Raw genomic sequence first — 16,863 nt, forward strand, 5'->3', positions numbered from 1 at the left:
ATGTCAATTGTGAAGTGGTCTAAGGCTAACCAGCTTCAATAAGAAGAAAAGGACGAACGTCACATCCGACATTACAACGTGCTTGTTCTTATGTGTACTAAATGGTGATTACCTAAGTTGGAAAGCTATTTAATAGCTATGACAATAGTGTCTGAATATCCAATATGGTAACGGAGTTCCCGTAGTAGTCCGAGATAAGGAAAGCTTATCACATGGCGAAGGGGAACAGTTTATCTAGTCTAACTTAAATTGGAAAGGAGCGTGAGGCTCTATGAGAAGTCCAAGAGTAGTGTTAGACAATCTAGCGAAGCAGACAACTCGTGAAGATTACAAATTTCAAAGGCTCTATAGAAACCTTTACAACATGGAGTTTTATCTTATCGCATATGCGAGGATCTACTCTAAAGAAGGCAACATGGCAAAAGGTGTAGATGGACAAACCATTGATGGTATGAGTCTTGAACGTATTGAGAAACTTATTGAAAAAATTAAAGATTTTAGTTATCAACCCAAACCGTCCAAACGAGTCTATATCCCAAAAAAGAATGGAGATAAAAGACCTTTAGGCATTCCATCATTTGAAGATAAGTTAATACAAGAAGTTGTGCGAATGATATTAGCAAGTATCTATGAGAAAAAATTTTCCGAAATGTCTCATGGATTCCGCCCTGAAAGAAGTTGTCATACTGCATTGGCTCAAGTGAAAGATAGATTTTCAGGAGCCAAATGGTTCATCGAAGGCGATATTAAAGGCTTTTTTGATAATATTGACCATCACACTCTCATTGGAATATTAAAAAGAAAAATTGATGATGAACACTTCATCAACTTGATTTGGAAATTCCTAAGAGCAGGGTACCTAGAAGATTGGCAATTTTATAAAACATACAGTGGAACACCACAAGGCGGAATCATCAGTCCGATTCTTTCTAACATCTACCTAAATGAACTAGACTCCTTTATGAAAGTTTATAAATCAAACTTTGATAAAGGAAAAAGTCGTAAAAGGTTAAAAGAATATCGAACTCGAGAATCCAGACTTTTCAGAGCAAGAGCAAGATACAAAGAGAAATGGGACGAAATGAGTGCAGAAGAAAAAGTTGAAGCACAACTACATGTTAAGAAATTAAAAGAACACATGATGGAACTTCCTTACAAGGAACCAATGGACGATAACTATAAAAGAATTCAATACGTTAGATACGCTGATGATTTCCTTATAGGGGTCATTGGGAGTAAAGAAGATTGTAGAAAGATTAAGCGCGACATCACTCTATTTCTTGAGAATGAATTAAAGATTGAACTGTCTCAAGAGAAAACGCTAATTACTCATTCTAAGAATAGAGCGAGATTCCTAGGATACGATGTGAAAATTAGTCATGATAATTTGACTACTAAATTTACCGCAAGTGGTCACAAACAACGTACTAGAACCATGTGTTGCGAACTTTTACTCCCCCATGAAGTTTGGAGAAACAAACTGATTGAATACAAAGCGTTAAAAATAGACTCAAACACTAAAAAGTGGAAGTCAGCTCACCGAGCACACCTACTTCAAAATGACGATTTAGAGATACTTTCAATTTATAACGCTGAAATAAGAGGATTGTATAATTATTATAGATTAGCGAATGATGTCCATAAACTTAGTGATTTCAAATACATCATGGAATACAGCATGTATAAAACATTCGCCAGCAAATACAAAACAAGCGTTAAAAAGATAATAAATAAATACAACATAAATGGTCATTTTGGCGTTAGATATGAAACTGCCAAAGGAAAAAAGGTTTCTTTCTTCTTTGATGATGGACTTAAAAAACAAGAACATATATCAAAAGAAGAAAAAATAGACTCTATCCCTTCTGGAAGAAATATTATATACAATCGCACGAGTTTAATTGACAGACTTTTAGCAGATAAATGCGAATGGTGTGGAAAGACTAATCAACCATTAGAAATACACCACGTTAAAAAGCTAAAAGACCTTAAAGGCAAGAAGAGATGGGAAAAGCGAATGATAGAACGTAATCGCAAAACCATGGCACTCTGTAAAGAATGTCACCTCAACTTGCATAACGGGAAGCTAGATTGATAAATGGAGAGCCGTATACGTCGAGAGGTGTACGTACGGTTCGGGGAGGAGTTCTTGGAAACCTACCATAGAAATATGGAAAGGCGCCGGGTTCTTACTCTACTTAATGCCAGCAACTGCAAAAAGCCTTGGGGTGGATGATGCAACCGACCCAGAACAAAACATCATGGGCGGGAGTAAATATTTAAGTCAAATGATGGCACGTTATGACGGGGACATTCAGGTTGCCCTTGCTGCTTATAATGCCGGGCCAGGAAATGTCGATAAATATAACGGCATCCCTCCTTTTAAAGAAACTCAGAACTATGTCCAAAAAGTTTATGGCACATTTTCAAGCTAAAGCAAGCTGACCCTGTTTATTTATGATGGGTCAGTTTTTTCATGTCTATATATGCTTCTTCCACGCACCCTGAACAAATGGTAAAGCTCCTCAAATGCTGTCATCTTCGTTCATTTCCCTGTGTCATACTACAGATGTAAAATTTTCTTTAAGCTATATATTTGTTATATCAGTACGTCATTGATAAAATATGAATAAATATCAACCATCTTTCTTTAAAAGGAGTAATCAACATGATGCAAGGGAACCCTACACCATATGAATTAATTGGAGAAGGGCAATTACACAAATTAATTGATGTGTTTTACTCCAACGTTAGTCAACACCCGGATCTGCAGCCAATATTCCCTGACGATTTAACTGAAACGGTCCGTAAGCAAAAACAATTTATGACTCAATATTTAGGCGGTCCCTCTTTATATACCGAAGAGCATGGCCATCCTATGTTGCGGGCTCGACATATACCTTTTGAAATCACACCAGAACGTGCGAAAGCATGGCTCTCATGCATGTATCAAGCCATGGACGAAGTTGGCCTTGAAGGTGAGATTAGGGAGTTTTTCTATCACCGCCTCTATTTGACGGCACAGCATATGATCAATACATCCGGAACTGACGGGAAAGGAGAAGACAGTTGAGCGCACAAAAACCAGTTTTCAATATTTCCGATTGGATCAAGACGCAGCATTGCTATGATATAGGAAAAAAGCCAATTGAAATTTATGTTTTTGTTGATCCGCTTTGTCCCGAGTGCTGGGGCTTAGAACCAATTATTAGGAAATTACAGATAGAATATGGCCAATTGTTCAGTTTACGCCATGTTTTAAGCGGTAAAATCGATTCTCTTAATATGGGGAAAAATAAAAATTATGAAAACCTTGCTCAAGTTTGGGAAAAGACAGCCAGCCGCTCGGGAATGTCCTGCGACGGGAGCCTTTGGTCTGAAAACCCAATCTCTTCTCCATATACAGCTTCCATCGCAATAAAGGCAGCGGAATTGCAGGGCCGTAAATTGGCCATTCGCTTTTTAAGGCAGCTTCAAGAATATGTATTCATAGATAAAAAGGATATATCCAATATCGAGGTCTTGACCGAATGTGCCAAAATGGTCGGTTTGGATGTGGAGGAATTCCTTTATGACATCAATTCATCCAGTGCAGCCAAAGGCTTTCAATGTGACATGAAAATCACAAGTGAAATGGAAGTGACTGAAATACCTTCCCTTGTCTTTTTCAATCAAAATATTGAAGAAGAGGGAATAAAGGTTTCAGGTGTCTATTCCTACGAGGTATATGTTCAAATTTTAGAAGATATGCTGAATGGTCTTCCAGCCCCCGCACCCCCTCCCTCTCTCGAAGAATTTCTCAGCTGTTTCAAACTAGTGGCCACAAAGGAGATTGAAACGGTTTATAATATGAGTAAGAATGCCGTCGAGTTGGAAATGAAAAAGCTTGTTTTAAAACAGTTGGCAGAGAAAATTCCTGCTAAATACGGAACGTTCTGGAGATACACAAAGAAGCAGTCATGAATTTGACTGCTTCTTTGTTTGTTATATATTAAAAAGGAAAAACCATGCAAATCAAAAGATTGCATGGTTTTTTTATTATAAGAAATAAGGGGATGGGAGAAATTTTTCACGATCAAACAAAGGGGTATAAGTTTGTTTGTGATTCACTTCACAATATATAATATAACAGATAACCCATTTATGTTTCAACCATATGTGTAACTTTTCACAAATTGTTCACAATATATATTTTTCGTCTTTTATTATCCTTTCTGGTCTATATAGCTAAATAAGAGACGGTTTTAATTTTTAGGCAATACGTGTTTTGATAGCTGATTTAGTATAGGATTGAGTCTATTTGTGAAATATGTCACAATAATAACTAAACATTTCTTTTTATTAATTCAGCTTACGTTCAACTTTTATTACTACCGGTACCATTATATTTCATGCACATGAAAAACCCCAGCAAATCACGAAATTTGCTGGGGTTTTCACCTATTTATACGATTAAGGGGATGGGAGAAATTTCACGACGAACAAACAAAGGGGTATATGTTTGGGATGTGATAACTTCTATATCTGTACTATAGCAGATGACACACCTTATTTGCAAGAACTTTGTGCGCGACTTCACATTATTGTCATATTCTTAGAATACTGCTTATTCTAAAACATACTATCTAATAATGAGCAGATGAGTTTTTACTGCTGCCAGGTTGGAGGTGACCAAATTGAAAGGCTTTATTCTACTCATACTCTTGATAGGGTCGCTATTTGTCCAGCTACTCGGTATCATGGACCTCATTCCTCTGTATTTTACCTCCCCTATTTTATTTTTTGTTTTGTTCATAATTCTTCATAGCTTCAATCAGAGAAACCGTTTTAAAGGATTATGACGGACATCCAGATAAAGATGAAAAGGACCCGAAGTGTTCGGGTCCTTTCCACATCCTATTTATTCAAAAGTTCTTCCAACTCATTTAATTTTTCTTCGAATACATTCATGGCTTCTTGTACAGGCTCGGCTTTTGTCATATCGACGCCAGCCTTTTTGAGTACTTCAATCGGATAATCGGAACTTCCTGATTTCAAGAACTCCAGATACCTTTTGACAGCAGGCTCTCCTTCTTCAAGGATTTGCTTGCTCAATGCTGTTGCTGCACTGATTCCAGTTGCATATTGATAAACATAGTAATTATAGTAGAAGTGTGGAATACGAGCCCATTCCAAACCGATTTCTTCATCAATGGTTACGTTATCGCCAAAGTATTTCTTGTTCAGCTCATAATATTCCTTAGTAAGCATATCCGCCGTCACGGCTTCCCCATTTTGAGCTTTTAAATGAATGGTATGTTCAAACTCTGCAAACATAGTTTGTCGGAACAATGTGCCACGGAAACCTTCCAGGTAATGGTTCAGTAAATAGATGCGTTTCTTTTCATCTTCGATCGAATTCAGTAAATAATCATTCAACAGGTTTTCATTACAAGTCGATGCAACTTCCGCTACAAATATTGAATAATTCCCGTATGGATATGGCTGATGTTTACGTGTATAGTAGCTATGGACCGAATGCCCAAACTCATGAACGAGCGTGAATAAGTTATTGACGTTATTTTGCCAGTTCATTAGAATATAAGGGTTCGTCCCGTATGTACCCGAAGAATAGGCACCGCTTCGTTTCCCTTTGTTCTCATGCACATCGACCCAACGGTTTTCAAATCCCTCTTTCAAAACGTTCAAATAGTCCTCCCCTAGCGGAGCAAGACCTTTAAGGACATAATCTTTGGCCTCGTCATATGTCACTTCCATCTTCACTTCTTTAACAAGAGGAGTGAATAGATCATACATATGAAGTTCATCTAATTCCAGTACCTTTTTACGTAAATCAAGATAACGGTGCAGTAATGGCAAGTTGTCGTTGACCGTTTTAACGAGATTATCGTATACGGTCTCCGGAATGTTATTATTACTTAACGCCGCTTGGCGTGCTGAATCATATTTTCGAACCGTGGCGTTGAAGTTGTGGTTTTTCACCTCACCTGACAGGGTTGAAGCAAATGTATTACGGAACTCCCCATACTTGCTGTATACCCCTTTAAATGCCTCCTCACGTACACGGCGATCTTCACTCTCAAGAAATCTGATATACCTTCCGTGAGTAATTTCCACTTCATTTCCCTCTTCATCCTTGATGGTCGGGAATTTCAGATCGGCATTGTTAAGCATACCGAAAGTATTGCCCGATGCATCGAGTACTTCTGATGCCTGCGCCAATAGTTCTTCCTGCTCTGCTGATAGGATATGGGGTCTCTGAAGATTAATTTCCTCTAAAGAATGTTTATATAATTTCAATTCTTCTTTTTCTTCCAAAAACCCTTCCACTTTACTTTCGTCAATACTCAATAGTTCAGGAACCATATATGAAAACGCAGCCGCTGCCTGTGCGTATAAAGCTTTTGCCCGATCCTCCATCCCTTGATAAAATGGATTGGTTGTATCTTGATCATTGCGCATATGTGAATAAGAATAAACTTTCCCTAGCTTCTCGAAAACCTCATCTTGAAGTTGGAGGGCCGCAAATAACTTTTCTGCGCTTTCTCCCAATGTCCCTTTATGTGCCTCCGCTTTCTTGAGGTCTTCCTTTACCGCTTTGAAGGCAGCTTCCCAATCTTCCTCGGTTGCGAAGATATCTTCCAGTCTCCACGTATCTTCAGGAGCTATTTCACTTCTTGAAGGTAATGTATTCGTTTTTGTTTCCTGTGCCATAAAAATTCCTCCCCATTCTATAGAAACTTGCCATTGGGCTAACTCATTAAACCGGATTGAAACTGCAATGCTTCATTTTGTTTAATTCCCAGTTCTTATTACTATTTCTCCATTTACAAAAATAATCCTGCCATTTCATCTGAATTCAAGATAAATTGAGATGTTATCACTGATTATACTGGATATTCCCCTTTTCCATCATCAATTTATGCTTATCATAGAAATCTTTTTCCAAAATTTGAGCTTGATCACTGGTGAAGGGAAGGGTAAATTCCTTTTCAACTTTAAAAACCCCTTCTTCCAGCTTTGTTAGATAACCCAATTGCTCCAAAAGCATGATATATTGATCTATAGGATACTCGATGGTTTTTTCATGAAGCAATGGCAACGGTCGGAACTTAATTTCCCCTTTTTTTGAACGCTTTCTAAAAATGCGGATAATATCAGCCATATAAATCTTTTCCCCTGTTCTTTTCCCTTGAAACACATCCATGTATAACCATGCCTGCCATTCGATCGAGGCAGTTTCGATCAACAGCATCCCTCTGACGGGAACACCCACTTCAATTGGAAGTGTCGCAGGTGAAATATGATGTAAATATAGGGCTTCGAAAACAGGATCGTATCTGCGTGCTGTTTTCACTCGATGGAGGGACCAGCCATTTCGTTTATATCTCCATACAGGCAGAAAAGGGAAACGAAGGCAGTTTTGGGGCACTGCCCGACTAGGGGGAAGGAGCTTTAGAGAAGCTGTTGTCAATTCGGCAAAGACGGTTCTAGGGGTAAAAGGAGTGAGGTTCTTCAATACTGATAAATGATCAGTTTCCGGGCAATACATCCAAAGAAACGGATGATGGAAGCTGCCGGTGACGAAGAGCCATTGGAAGCGGGATATACTGAATTCATAAAAGCTTTTCCTTTTTAAGCTTTTTGCAGCGAGGATCCAGATTGGTTTAATGCCTATGCTTTGATAGGCTCTTGACCTTTCCATGAATTCCGCCTCGGGGATAACTGAGCATTGAAATTCTATCGCATAACGATTACCTCCTATCCTCACTAAAATATCAGTCCTTTTCTTAATTTCGGGAAGGTAGGCTTCTAGATCCACATGATAACCATGTGATAAAAACCACTGAAACAATTTTCTTTTTCCCATTAAATGATAGGCGGATTCCGGTTCTGAAGAAGCACGGCATGAAGAACTATTTTTATGGGCGAAATGCGGAACCCTTACACTTCCCGCTTTGATGGTCATTTCCATCTTGCAGCATGGACAGTAATAATCTGCTGACTTTCTCCAGTCATCAATCATGTTTGCCGGTATCTTTTCAGGGAGGGTAATCCAAGTCCCATCTTTATTTATCGCAGTTAGCATACATCTCCTCCTCATCCACTACATTCGCCTGGTTCGCTTAGGATTCCTTTTAATGTGCAAAAAAAAATGCCTGATCGGCATAAAAGAGAGTTACAATCTAAAGAAGGGGTGAAAGCAATCGGCAAGTGGACTCCAATAATTTCAAACCGAAATTACGTTTGGAAAACTCATCAATCTCCACTTCCTTGGATACCTTTATATCTTCCATGTAATCATTCACCAGCTGCCTAGCACTTTCCGTCCGGTAAAGAAATGCATTGACTTCGAAATTCAGGTGAAAGCTTCTCATATCGATATTGGTTGTCCCAATTGATGCCATTTGGTCATCCACTATGATGATTTTACTATGCATGAAGCCTTCATTATATTGAAATATACGAACTCCAGAAGCAAGCAATTCGGGAAAATAAGTTCTCGAAGCATGAAATACGATACGTTTATCGGGGTTCTTCGGGACGAGAAGCCTGACATCCAAACCACTTAAAGCAGCCACCTTCAATGCTTGTAAGATATTGTCATCAGGAACGAAATACGGGGAGGCAATCCAGACGGACTTTTCTGCTGAAGTGATCATCTTAAAAAAAATGCTTTTAATGATCGTCCATTCACTATCCGGCCCGCCGCCAATCAATTGAACTCCGCCATGTCCGTGATGGTTCGGCATTCCGGTCATGAGGTATTCATCACTTAAAAAACTATTGTTGGTGCTATAATACCAATCCTGCAGAAATATGAGCTGTAACGTCCTGACCGCTTCCCCCTTTATGATGAGATGCGTATCCCGCCAAGAACCGAATTTCTGGTCTTGTCCCAAATATTCATCCCCTATATTGAGGCCGCCGGTGAAACCGACAGAGCCATCTATCACAATTATTTTACGATGGTTGCGAAAGTTGAATTTATTATTTAATAAAGGGAGATGCAACGGACCAAAGGCCACCATTTCGGCTCCCGCATTCTTCAGTTCATCGATATAAGATCGAGCTAACTTCCAGGAACCAACCGCATCATAGAGAAAACGGACCTTTACCCCTTCTTTTACTTTTTGTATCAAGATGTCTTTTAGCAGTCCGCCAATGCGGTCATCCCTAACAATATAATATTCTAAATGAATATGATGTCTTGCTTTTTTTAATTCTTCGATGATATTGGAAAATGTCTCCTCACCATTCCGTAAAACCCTGGTTTCGGTCGTAAATGATACAGGGCTATTCCCCAGCCTATTTGCAAGAGTGATTAACTGCTGTGGGTGATCGCCCATTTCCTTAATTCGTTCATTATATCCCGCTTCGCCGCTTATTTTCACGAAAGTCTGTTTATCCAAAAAGTACTTCTTGCGAAATATCCTTTCTTTCCGAAAATTACGGCCAAACAAAAAGTAAAAAATGAAACCGATGAATGGGAAAGCGCAAAAAATAACAAGCCATGTTATGGTCTGGATGGGATCTCGATTTTCCAGGAAAATGTTGAATCCAATTATCACCAAGAAAAGGGTCAAAATAAGGCTAGAATAAAAAATCAGCCCGCCATCAACGCCATTTAATAGAAAATGCCAAGTGCTGACCAACATGAGAATAAGCAGACCGATGCCAACTATATTCTTCACCTAGACTCCCTCCAATTAACAAACACAGGAACACTAAAAAAACCCCCTTAGACGAAAAGGCCGATTTCTACTGAAATCGGCCTCAACAGTCTATGCGAAATATTTATCGACCGTTGTGAATACATCATTTTCGATAACTATCTTTCCGTACTCTTCAAGCATGTGCACCGTTATAGGCGACTCCTGGCTATATTCCAATAAAAGACTTAGAACATTATCGATTTCTTCCTCATCAATCTCCGCTTCGGAAAATTCGATATAAAGATAATATTTATTCTGATAAACATAAAGTTTAGTCGTCCAATCATCCAAGCCATGACGTTTGCTTAATGAAATGACATCTTCGAAATCCTCGAAAGTCGTGATGAATTCAATCATACCATCTTCGAATGTCATTCCGCTTTCTTCATCTTTACCATGAAAATGTTGATCAAGAAGCGTATCCATCTTGTCTGATACATTCAAATCCCTTAACTTATCATCTGAAAGAGGCAGCTCGAGTTTCTGACCATCTTTGGCAAGCTGGGCTTTTGTGACCAAAACTTCCAAGCCTTTTTCAAGGGCTTGAACTTGAATCCATAAAGGTCCTTCAATCATGAATTCTTCTTCCTGATGCACTTCATCCATCATTTCCCAAAAAAGTTCCTCACTTCGCTCGCGGCTGTACCAAATTTCTTCGCGATCAAAGCCTCTTTCCTCAATATCTATATAGGAAATATAAAATTTTACTGTATCGTCATTAATGCGTTCGATTTCCATGATTCCCCTCTCCCTTCCTTTCTCATTTTGAAGGGATAATAACCCCCAAGCGAAAATTGCTCTTAAAAGCTCTTTACCCGTAAGTGAATACTGTAAATCATGATAGTCATTAAAACAGACTATTTTACATCATTTTATGACAAAACCTTGAAGAAGGGAAATAAAAAACATTACTTATCTAAAAAACAATTGTTTGCCTAATATTCCATTCATTCTATAAAAAAATACATCCGCATGCAACTATCATAATGCTTTATTAAATTTCACTCTTACTGCCGTCAATGTCATATTATATACATGGCATGATGAGCTGCATTCTTATTTTTTCTTTAAATGATGATCGGTTCAAGGGACCTGTTGCAGCTAAGAAACGACCGCTGTCGACTATCAATCCTGTTATGTTCCCCGTCATTAAGTTAAAAAAATCAGCGGAAAATCGGATATGTATAAAGAAAAAGCCCTGCACATTTCCTGGCAGAGCTTGAAAGACCTTATTAGTTGACCATACGTTGTGCTTCCCGTAATTGGAAGGTACGAACTTTACGTGGTAAAAATCGTCTTATCTCATCTTCATTATAACCAACTTGAAGCCGTTTCTCGTCAAGGATAATTGGACGTCTCAACAGTCCAGGATTCTCCTTGATCAATTTATATAATTCTTGAAGAGGCAGGCTCTCTAAATTTACGTTTAACTTTTGGAAAGTTTTTGACCGTGTTGAAATGATTTCATCGGTTCCATCTTCTGTCATTCGAAGAATTTCTTTAATCTCATCAATCGTTAACGGTTCTGAAAAAATGTTTCTTTCTTTATATCCAATCTCATGTTCCTCTAACCATGCTTTTGCTTTTCTGCATGAAGTACAACTAGGTGATGTATATAATGTTACCATGCTTACTCACACTCCCTAAATATAGAATCGGTGATCTATGAGGGGAAATCTACTATTAGTATTCATAAGTACCACTCTAATTTGAAATAATTTTAAATAAGTATTTCATGTTCCTTATTATACACTAATTTTTTTAAAATGAATACCCTTTTTGATATTTGAAAAAATCCTTTAAAACTTCCTGTTCATGCTGTACTATAGCTATTTCATTTTTTTATGTAATACATTAAGACCACATTTTCTAATTGAAAAAACATAGCTGCCATTCTCATTTAACTCTCAATTCGGCCCATGATTATTTAATTATCTCGTTACTTTTATTTACCCCCAATCCTTGTCAATAAACAAGATCATGTTAATATATTTTCTTTAATAAAAAGCAAATTCCTCCTTTTATAAGAAAAACCATTCTTTTAGCACATATATTTCCAAAAGTGAAAAAGGTAATTCGAAAGAATCCGCAATAAGGGAGTAATCTACTATCCAAGAAGTTATAGATATTCATTTACCTGCAGAATATGCACAATAAAAGACATACCATTTGATTCCAGAAATCCGCACCCTTTCCGCCGACTGTCTGTCAAGCCTCCTCGACGCAAGCGCCTGCGGGGTCTCGACTAGCCAGCATCTCGGCAGGAGTGTCGCATATTTCTTCCATCCTTTAAGGTTTACAGTAAAAAACATCAAGGATCTTAAATTTGGTTCGGGATGAATCTTGCCTACGGTTTTTCTTAAAATTTCATTTCAGTTGATTCCAGAAATCCGCTCCCTTTCCGCCGACTGCCTGCCGAGCCTCCTCGGCGCAAGCGCCTGTGGGGTCTCGGCTAGCCAGTTATTCGGCAGGAGTGTCGCTCATTTCTTCCGTCCATTAAGGGGTACTGTAAAAAAACATGAAGGATAAACTAGTCTTGTTTAAAATTATGGTTCGGGGCGAGAGGATTCGAAACTCCTTTTGCCGGAAAATTGATGGACCGCCAGACTGTAGACGAATTGGAGAAGAAGAGCCAGTTTCCTACAATTTCTCTAAAAAAAGAAGTTCCAGCTGATTGGAACGTAAGGTACGAGACTCCTGCGGGAAAAGCGTGGCCAAGGGAGACCCCGCAGGCGAACGCCGAGGAGGCTCCCTGGACCGCCCGCGGAAAGCGAGTGCCTGGAGTGGAAATCATTACACATACCCACTTTCGGAAATCCGCTCCCTTTCCGCCGACTGTCTGCCAAGTCTCTTCACCATAAGCGGCTGTGGAGTCTTGGCTACCCAGTTATTCGGCAGGAGTCCCGCAAATTTCTTCCATCCTTTAAGGATTACAGTAAAAAAACATCAAGGATCACCTATTCTTAAATTTGGTTCGGGATGAGTCTTGCCTACGGTTTTTTCTTAAAACTTCATTCCAGTTGATTCCAGAAACCCACTCCCCTTTCCGCCGACAGTCTGCCAAGCCTCTTCGACGTAAACCTCTCCAGGGTCTCGGCTAGCCAGCATTTTGGCAGGAGTATGGAAAATTTCTCAATATATTGGACATCCAAAATAACTTTATTGAATATTAACCAAGTTCTCCTTTAAAAAACATGATTTCGACAAACTAAAAAGGGCCGGTTAACAACCGGCCCTTTTTACTCAAACTTCCATCTCTTTAAAAATATCGGCTTCCTGACCTGCATTCAAGCTAAGTACATCCTCTACATCTTGATAAGATTTCCCATAAAGATCATCATCCTTGTAAGTATGGATTTCAGAATAAATCTCTTTCATGAAATCAAATACATCTTCTTCATCAACAGATGGATTTGCCGGCCAATACAAGATTTCCATAGGCGTATTCTCCTTGGTGGCAAGCGATTTTCTGCTGTAGGAAATCGAAGAGGCATGCTTGAATCCTTCCCTTTTATAAAATTTCAGCCTTTTAAATGTATCATCATCATTTTCTTGTACTGGTTCTACTTCCAGCAAGATCGTTTTCTGCTTTTTTTGCAATTTTTGAATTAATTTCCTTCCAAGTCCTTGCCCCCTTGATTTCTTTGATACAAAAAGGTAATCAACGAATATAAACTCGTCCCCTTCCACATATAATAAAACATGGTCGGGACCTTCATCCTTTTTATATATTTCCTGTTTATCTTCTAAAAGAACTTCTATGTGTTCTTTTGACTTCATTTCTTCAATAGGGAAATACTGGTTTAGCTTTTCATACCAATTCATAATTTAATCTCCTCATTTGCTAGTTTATACTTTCCAGATTTTTTCTTATCCACTACAATGGAACTTGAATAGCTTGAAAATATTAGGAGGGTTTTGATGATCAGCTACTTTTTGGACTTTTTTTTAGTCGCCGCTTGCGTTATTGGCATTACGGCTGTGAATGGCGTTGTGACGAATGGCATCGGCGAAAAATGGTTTGGCGGGAAACGTCACTCTCATATTTTCGATCAATCGAAACGAATTCAGTCAGGGTGGAGTCAAGTTGGCGGGAATAAAAAGCGGTAATTCAGAGAGAATTTGGATGACCGGAAGGAACTTCCTAGGTCATCCTTTTTTTCATGGGGTATAGTCTACTCCCTTTGTATATCGATTTGCTGCATTCCACAATAAGTATTCATCAATACCATTATCATTCAATGCTTTTATTTGGGCTTCCACTTCTTCCTTACCATACCTTTGGTAATTTCCATCGCCTAAATAAGAGGCAGTAAAATCTTGCAGCCAAGGTCTTGAAGTAGGTGGTGTTTTTAATTCCTTCAGCTTCCCGTTCTCCAATTTCGCATATTCCTTAACGAGATTATAAGGCTCCAAATCAGGCTTTTCGATACCAAAATAAGATGTCCAGTGACTCGGATAGATCATCGAGGAAATTACATCAACATTCTCAGAGATTTTTGTGAAGTTTTGCCCAATTCCAGGAGCTTCAGGCAATGTAGCCGCATATCCAAAAATATCAACTGACACTTCGACATCGTATGGCTCCAGTTGCTTCCTCGCATAACTTACGAAATCCGTCACTGCCTGAACCCTTTTGGCTGTATGACTCATTTTCGCTTCATCATATTCACCGACATCATATTTCAAATCATCTTCTTTATTTTCGAATCCTTCGGGAAAACGGACATAGTCAAATTGAATTTCTTTAAAACCCATCTTTGCCGCTTCAATGGCAATACCGACATTATAATCCCACACTTCTTTTAAGAATGGGTTAACGAAGGCTTCCCCACGGCCATTCTTCCATACCTTTTCACCATCTAAAAAAGACAATTCAGGTTTCTCTTTGGCCAAAAGAGAGTCTTTAAAGACGACAACCCTTGCAATCGGATAAATCTGTTTATCCTCAAATTTTTTCAGCATTGCCCTTGGGTTTTTTATGTAGTCTTTACCAATCCCAGCATATGGAGAGTCGGGATCTTCCGTTTTATACGTTACATTCCCCTTGTCATCCTTAATGTCAATGACCATCGCATTCAAATCGGTTTCATCTACATAATTAATAAGTTCATTCAATTTATTGCCACCCGCTGCAGGCCCTGTCACATATATTCCGCGTACAGCATCCGGATAGTCGAATTTCAACCCCGAATCAAAAACAAAACGCGGTACGCTCGCAGGCAATTCTTTATTTTCTAATGCTACCTGCCTGGTTTCGTTCATGCCTTGCGCATGAACTGGCTGTTGAATCAGGAATAAGCACATACCAGTCATCAACCATTTACACATTGGTTTCATTTTCTCCACCTCATTCGCCATCAGTCATCAATATTCAACAAATATAATAAACCCCTTTCTTTAATACCACAAACAATTAACTTTACTCCTATAATTGATAAATAATTAAAAAAACTGCTTTACAAAGTTTCAGCTTAAGAATACGTTCACAATCCTGTATTCCCTTGTGAGTATCCTTCCCTAAAATGGTCTGCTCATTGTGATATATGTTAAACGGTTTGATTTTCCTTGAAGCCTTCATTTCTTCCATGTCAAAAAAAAGAAACGGAAAATCCTTTCTATTGGCTTGATTTCCGTTTCGATTATACATTTAATATGAATAAATGCTAAAATACAGTATAGTGGACATTTCGTATTCTCAAAATGGCATCGATACAGGACAAAACGGCCCTCCACAAGATTCAAATGAGCGTTTCCCCACAAAGGAACATGCACATTTCTTTCAAAGAATGTGGATTCATTTTCTATTTATCCTTACAATAATGAAGAGCGAATATCCATTTATCAATAAACGTATTTAGAGGAGTGACTAGCAGTTGAAAAGGATTTTCTCCGGCATTCAGCCATCCGGTTCCGTTACTTTAGGAAATTACATCGGAGCCATGAAACAATTCGTTAACTTACAAAATGAATATGAATGTTTCTTTTGTATTGTTGACCAACATGCAATTACAGTTCCACAAGACCGCATCAAGTTAAGGAAAAACATTAAAACATTGGCTGCTTTATATCTGGCCATTGGCCTGGATCCTGAAAAAAATACCATCTTCATTCAATCAGAAGTACCAGCGCATGCACAGGCAGGCTGGATTTTACAGAGTATATCCTATATCGGGGAACTTGAGAGAATGACACAATTCAAGGACAAATCCGCTGGCAAAGAAGGGGTATCCGCAGCACTGCTCACTTACCCGCCGTTGATGGCTGCCGATATTCTCCTTTATAGTACAGATGTGGTCCCTGTCGGGGAAGATCAAAGACAGCATCTAGAATTGACACGCGATTTGGCTGAACGATTCAATAAAAAACATAATGACATATTTAAAATCCCGGAAATCAGCCTCCCTACAGAAGGGGCCCGTATCATGTCCCTTCAGGAACCAAACAAGAAAATGAGCAAATCCGATCCTAATAAAAAGGCGACGATTGCCTTATTGGATGATCCGAAGCAAATCGAAAAAAACATCAAGAGCGCAGTTACCGATTCGGAAGGAATTGTCCGTTACGATAAGGAAAACAAAGCAGGTGTTTCCAACCTGATGTCCATATACTCCATTTTCAGTGGAAAATCCTATTCAGAAATTGAAGAGATGTATGAGGGCAAAGGCTATGGTGACTTTAAAAGTGATTTGGCTGAGGTGGTTCTTGGAGAAATCCTGCCAATCCAAGAACGCTATAATGCATTGATCGATTCACCTGAATTGGATGAAATTCTGGACCGCGGTGCAGAAAAGGCGAATATTGAAGCCAATAAAATGATCAGAAAAATGTATAATGGCATGGGACTTGGCAGAAAGAGATAAAAGAAGACGATCCTCAACGAATCGTCTCAGTGTGTAAACAAAAAGGTTTCGGATCGTATCATTCCGAAACCTTTTCTTTGTAGCTCTTGATTCCTTCTCACATTCTTATCAAATATGTCACTCCTCCGCGGGCTCAGGCAAATTTTCAAATTGTACATAAAAAACTGTAGACAGATTCGATTTTCATCAAGTTGAACTGCCCCGTAAATGTTAGACACCAAACTAACATTTACGGGGTGTTTTTTATGGCTAATTTTTCTGCCGAACAGAAAATATTCATTGTA

General features: G+C 38.8%; 12 protein-coding genes and 1 pseudogene. 6 read left to right on the forward strand and 7 right to left on the reverse strand.

The genetic code is table 11. The annotated features are described in order from the left end of the window. Nucleotides 1-271: 271 nt before the first annotated feature. From ACZ9AO_RS19615 to ACZ9AO_RS19630, 4 genes and pseudogenes are all read left to right on the forward strand, one after another. Nucleotides 272-2,095 carry a reverse transcriptase/maturase family protein gene (locus ACZ9AO_RS19615; RefSeq protein ID WP_476109961.1) on the forward strand — a complete coding sequence of 608 codons (1,824 nt, stop codon included), beginning with the start codon at nucleotides 272-274 and terminating at the stop codon, nucleotides 2,093-2,095. A gap of 49 nt (nucleotides 2,096-2,144) precedes the next feature. Continuing rightward, a pseudogene (locus tag ACZ9AO_RS19620) lies at nucleotides 2,145-2,435 on the forward strand (lytic transglycosylase domain-containing protein); the annotation flags it as partial. Nucleotides 2,436-2,668: 233 nt separating this feature from the next. Next, a complete protein-coding gene (locus tag ACZ9AO_RS19625) occupies nucleotides 2,669-3,073 on the forward strand; it encodes a globin domain-containing protein (RefSeq protein WP_053534150.1) in 405 nt (134 codons plus the stop codon). Beyond that, nucleotides 3,070-3,963, forward strand: a complete 894-nt coding sequence (locus tag ACZ9AO_RS19630) for a ClpXP adapter SpxH family protein (protein ID WP_476109963.1) — start codon at nucleotides 3,070-3,072, stop codon at nucleotides 3,961-3,963. Before ACZ9AO_RS19625 ends, ACZ9AO_RS19630 begins: the two co-directional genes overlap by 4 nt. Before the next feature lie 933 nt (nucleotides 3,964-4,896). Here ACZ9AO_RS19630 and pepF read toward each other — a convergent pair. The 6 genes from pepF to ACZ9AO_RS19660 all read right to left on the reverse strand — a co-directional run bounded on the left by pepF (nucleotide 4,897) and on the right by ACZ9AO_RS19660 (nucleotide 13,541). Next, nucleotides 4,897-6,714 carry an oligoendopeptidase F gene (gene pepF / locus ACZ9AO_RS19635; protein WP_476109965.1) on the reverse strand — a complete coding sequence of 606 codons (1,818 nt, stop codon included), beginning with the start codon at nucleotides 6,712-6,714 and terminating at the stop codon, nucleotides 4,897-4,899. Between the two features lie 166 nt (nucleotides 6,715-6,880). Continuing rightward, nucleotides 6,881-8,089, reverse strand: a complete 1,209-nt coding sequence (locus tag ACZ9AO_RS19640) for a competence protein CoiA (RefSeq protein ID WP_251538674.1) — start codon at nucleotides 8,087-8,089, stop codon at nucleotides 6,881-6,883. 97 nt (nucleotides 8,090-8,186) lie between these two features. Then, on the reverse strand, nucleotides 8,187-9,695 hold the full coding sequence (gene cls, locus ACZ9AO_RS19645) for a cardiolipin synthase (RefSeq protein ID WP_251538672.1): 1,509 nt from the start codon (nucleotides 9,693-9,695) through the stop codon (nucleotides 8,187-8,189). Between the two features lie 90 nt (nucleotides 9,696-9,785). After that, nucleotides 9,786-10,454 (reverse strand): adaptor protein MecA, encoded by a 669-nt coding sequence (gene mecA / locus ACZ9AO_RS19650; protein WP_034314498.1) that lies wholly within the window; start codon nucleotides 10,452-10,454, stop codon nucleotides 9,786-9,788. A 494-nt stretch (nucleotides 10,455-10,948) separates the two neighbouring features. Continuing rightward, nucleotides 10,949-11,344 (reverse strand): transcriptional regulator SpxA, encoded by a 396-nt coding sequence (gene spxA / locus ACZ9AO_RS19655; RefSeq protein ID WP_034314502.1) that lies wholly within the window; start codon nucleotides 11,342-11,344, stop codon nucleotides 10,949-10,951. A gap of 1,615 nt (nucleotides 11,345-12,959) precedes the next feature. Then, nucleotides 12,960-13,541, reverse strand: coding sequence for a GNAT family N-acetyltransferase (locus ACZ9AO_RS19660; protein WP_048686930.1), 582 nt, complete (start codon nucleotides 13,539-13,541; stop codon nucleotides 12,960-12,962). 96 nt (nucleotides 13,542-13,637) lie between these two features. Between ACZ9AO_RS19660 and ACZ9AO_RS19665 the strand changes: the two genes are divergently transcribed. Then, on the forward strand, nucleotides 13,638-13,826 hold the full coding sequence (locus tag ACZ9AO_RS19665; protein ID WP_034314508.1) for a hypothetical protein: 189 nt from the start codon (nucleotides 13,638-13,640) through the stop codon (nucleotides 13,824-13,826). 51 nt (nucleotides 13,827-13,877) lie between these two features. On the opposite strand, the gene ACZ9AO_RS19670 is transcribed toward ACZ9AO_RS19665, so the two are convergent. After that, the gene (locus ACZ9AO_RS19670) at nucleotides 13,878-15,023 is read right to left on the reverse strand and encodes a putative glycoside hydrolase (protein ID WP_251539047.1); all 1,146 of its coding nucleotides are present in this window, start codon (nucleotides 15,021-15,023) and stop codon (nucleotides 13,878-13,880) included. 569 nt (nucleotides 15,024-15,592) lie between these two features. On the opposite strand from ACZ9AO_RS19670, the gene trpS reads away from it, so the two are divergent. Next, the gene (gene trpS / locus ACZ9AO_RS19675) at nucleotides 15,593-16,579 is read left to right on the forward strand and encodes a tryptophan--tRNA ligase (protein ID WP_063591819.1); all 987 of its coding nucleotides are present in this window, start codon (nucleotides 15,593-15,595) and stop codon (nucleotides 16,577-16,579) included. The last annotated feature ends 284 nt before the right edge of the window (nucleotides 16,580-16,863 follow it).

The sequence above is a fragment of the Peribacillus sp. TE19612 genome (assembly GCF_056279465.1).

Coding starts and splice junctions, on each gene's coding strand:
- ACZ9AO_RS19615 (WP_476109961.1), top strand. CDS start 272: ATGAGAAGTCCAAGAGTAGTGTTAGACAATCTAGCGAAGCAGACAACT.
- ACZ9AO_RS19625 (WP_053534150.1), top strand. CDS start 2,669: ATGATGCAAGGGAACCCTACACCATATGAATTAATTGGAGAAGGGCAA.
- pepF (WP_476109965.1), bottom strand. CDS start 6,714: ATGGCACAGGAAACAAAAACGAATACATTACCTTCAAGAAGTGAAATA.
- ACZ9AO_RS19640 (WP_251538674.1), bottom strand. CDS start 8,089: ATGCTAACTGCGATAAATAAAGATGGGACTTGGATTACCCTCCCTGAA.
- mecA (WP_034314498.1), bottom strand. CDS start 10,454: ATGGAAATCGAACGCATTAATGACGATACAGTAAAATTTTATATTTCC.
- spxA (WP_034314502.1), bottom strand. CDS start 11,344: ATGGTAACATTATATACATCACCTAGTTGTACTTCATGCAGAAAAGCA.
- ACZ9AO_RS19660 (WP_048686930.1), bottom strand. CDS start 13,541: ATGAATTGGTATGAAAAGCTAAACCAGTATTTCCCTATTGAAGAAATG.
- ACZ9AO_RS19665 (WP_034314508.1), top strand. CDS start 13,638: ATGATCAGCTACTTTTTGGACTTTTTTTTAGTCGCCGCTTGCGTTATT.
- ACZ9AO_RS19670 (WP_251539047.1), bottom strand. CDS start 15,023: ATGTGCTTATTCCTGATTCAACAGCCAGTTCATGCGCAAGGCATGAAC.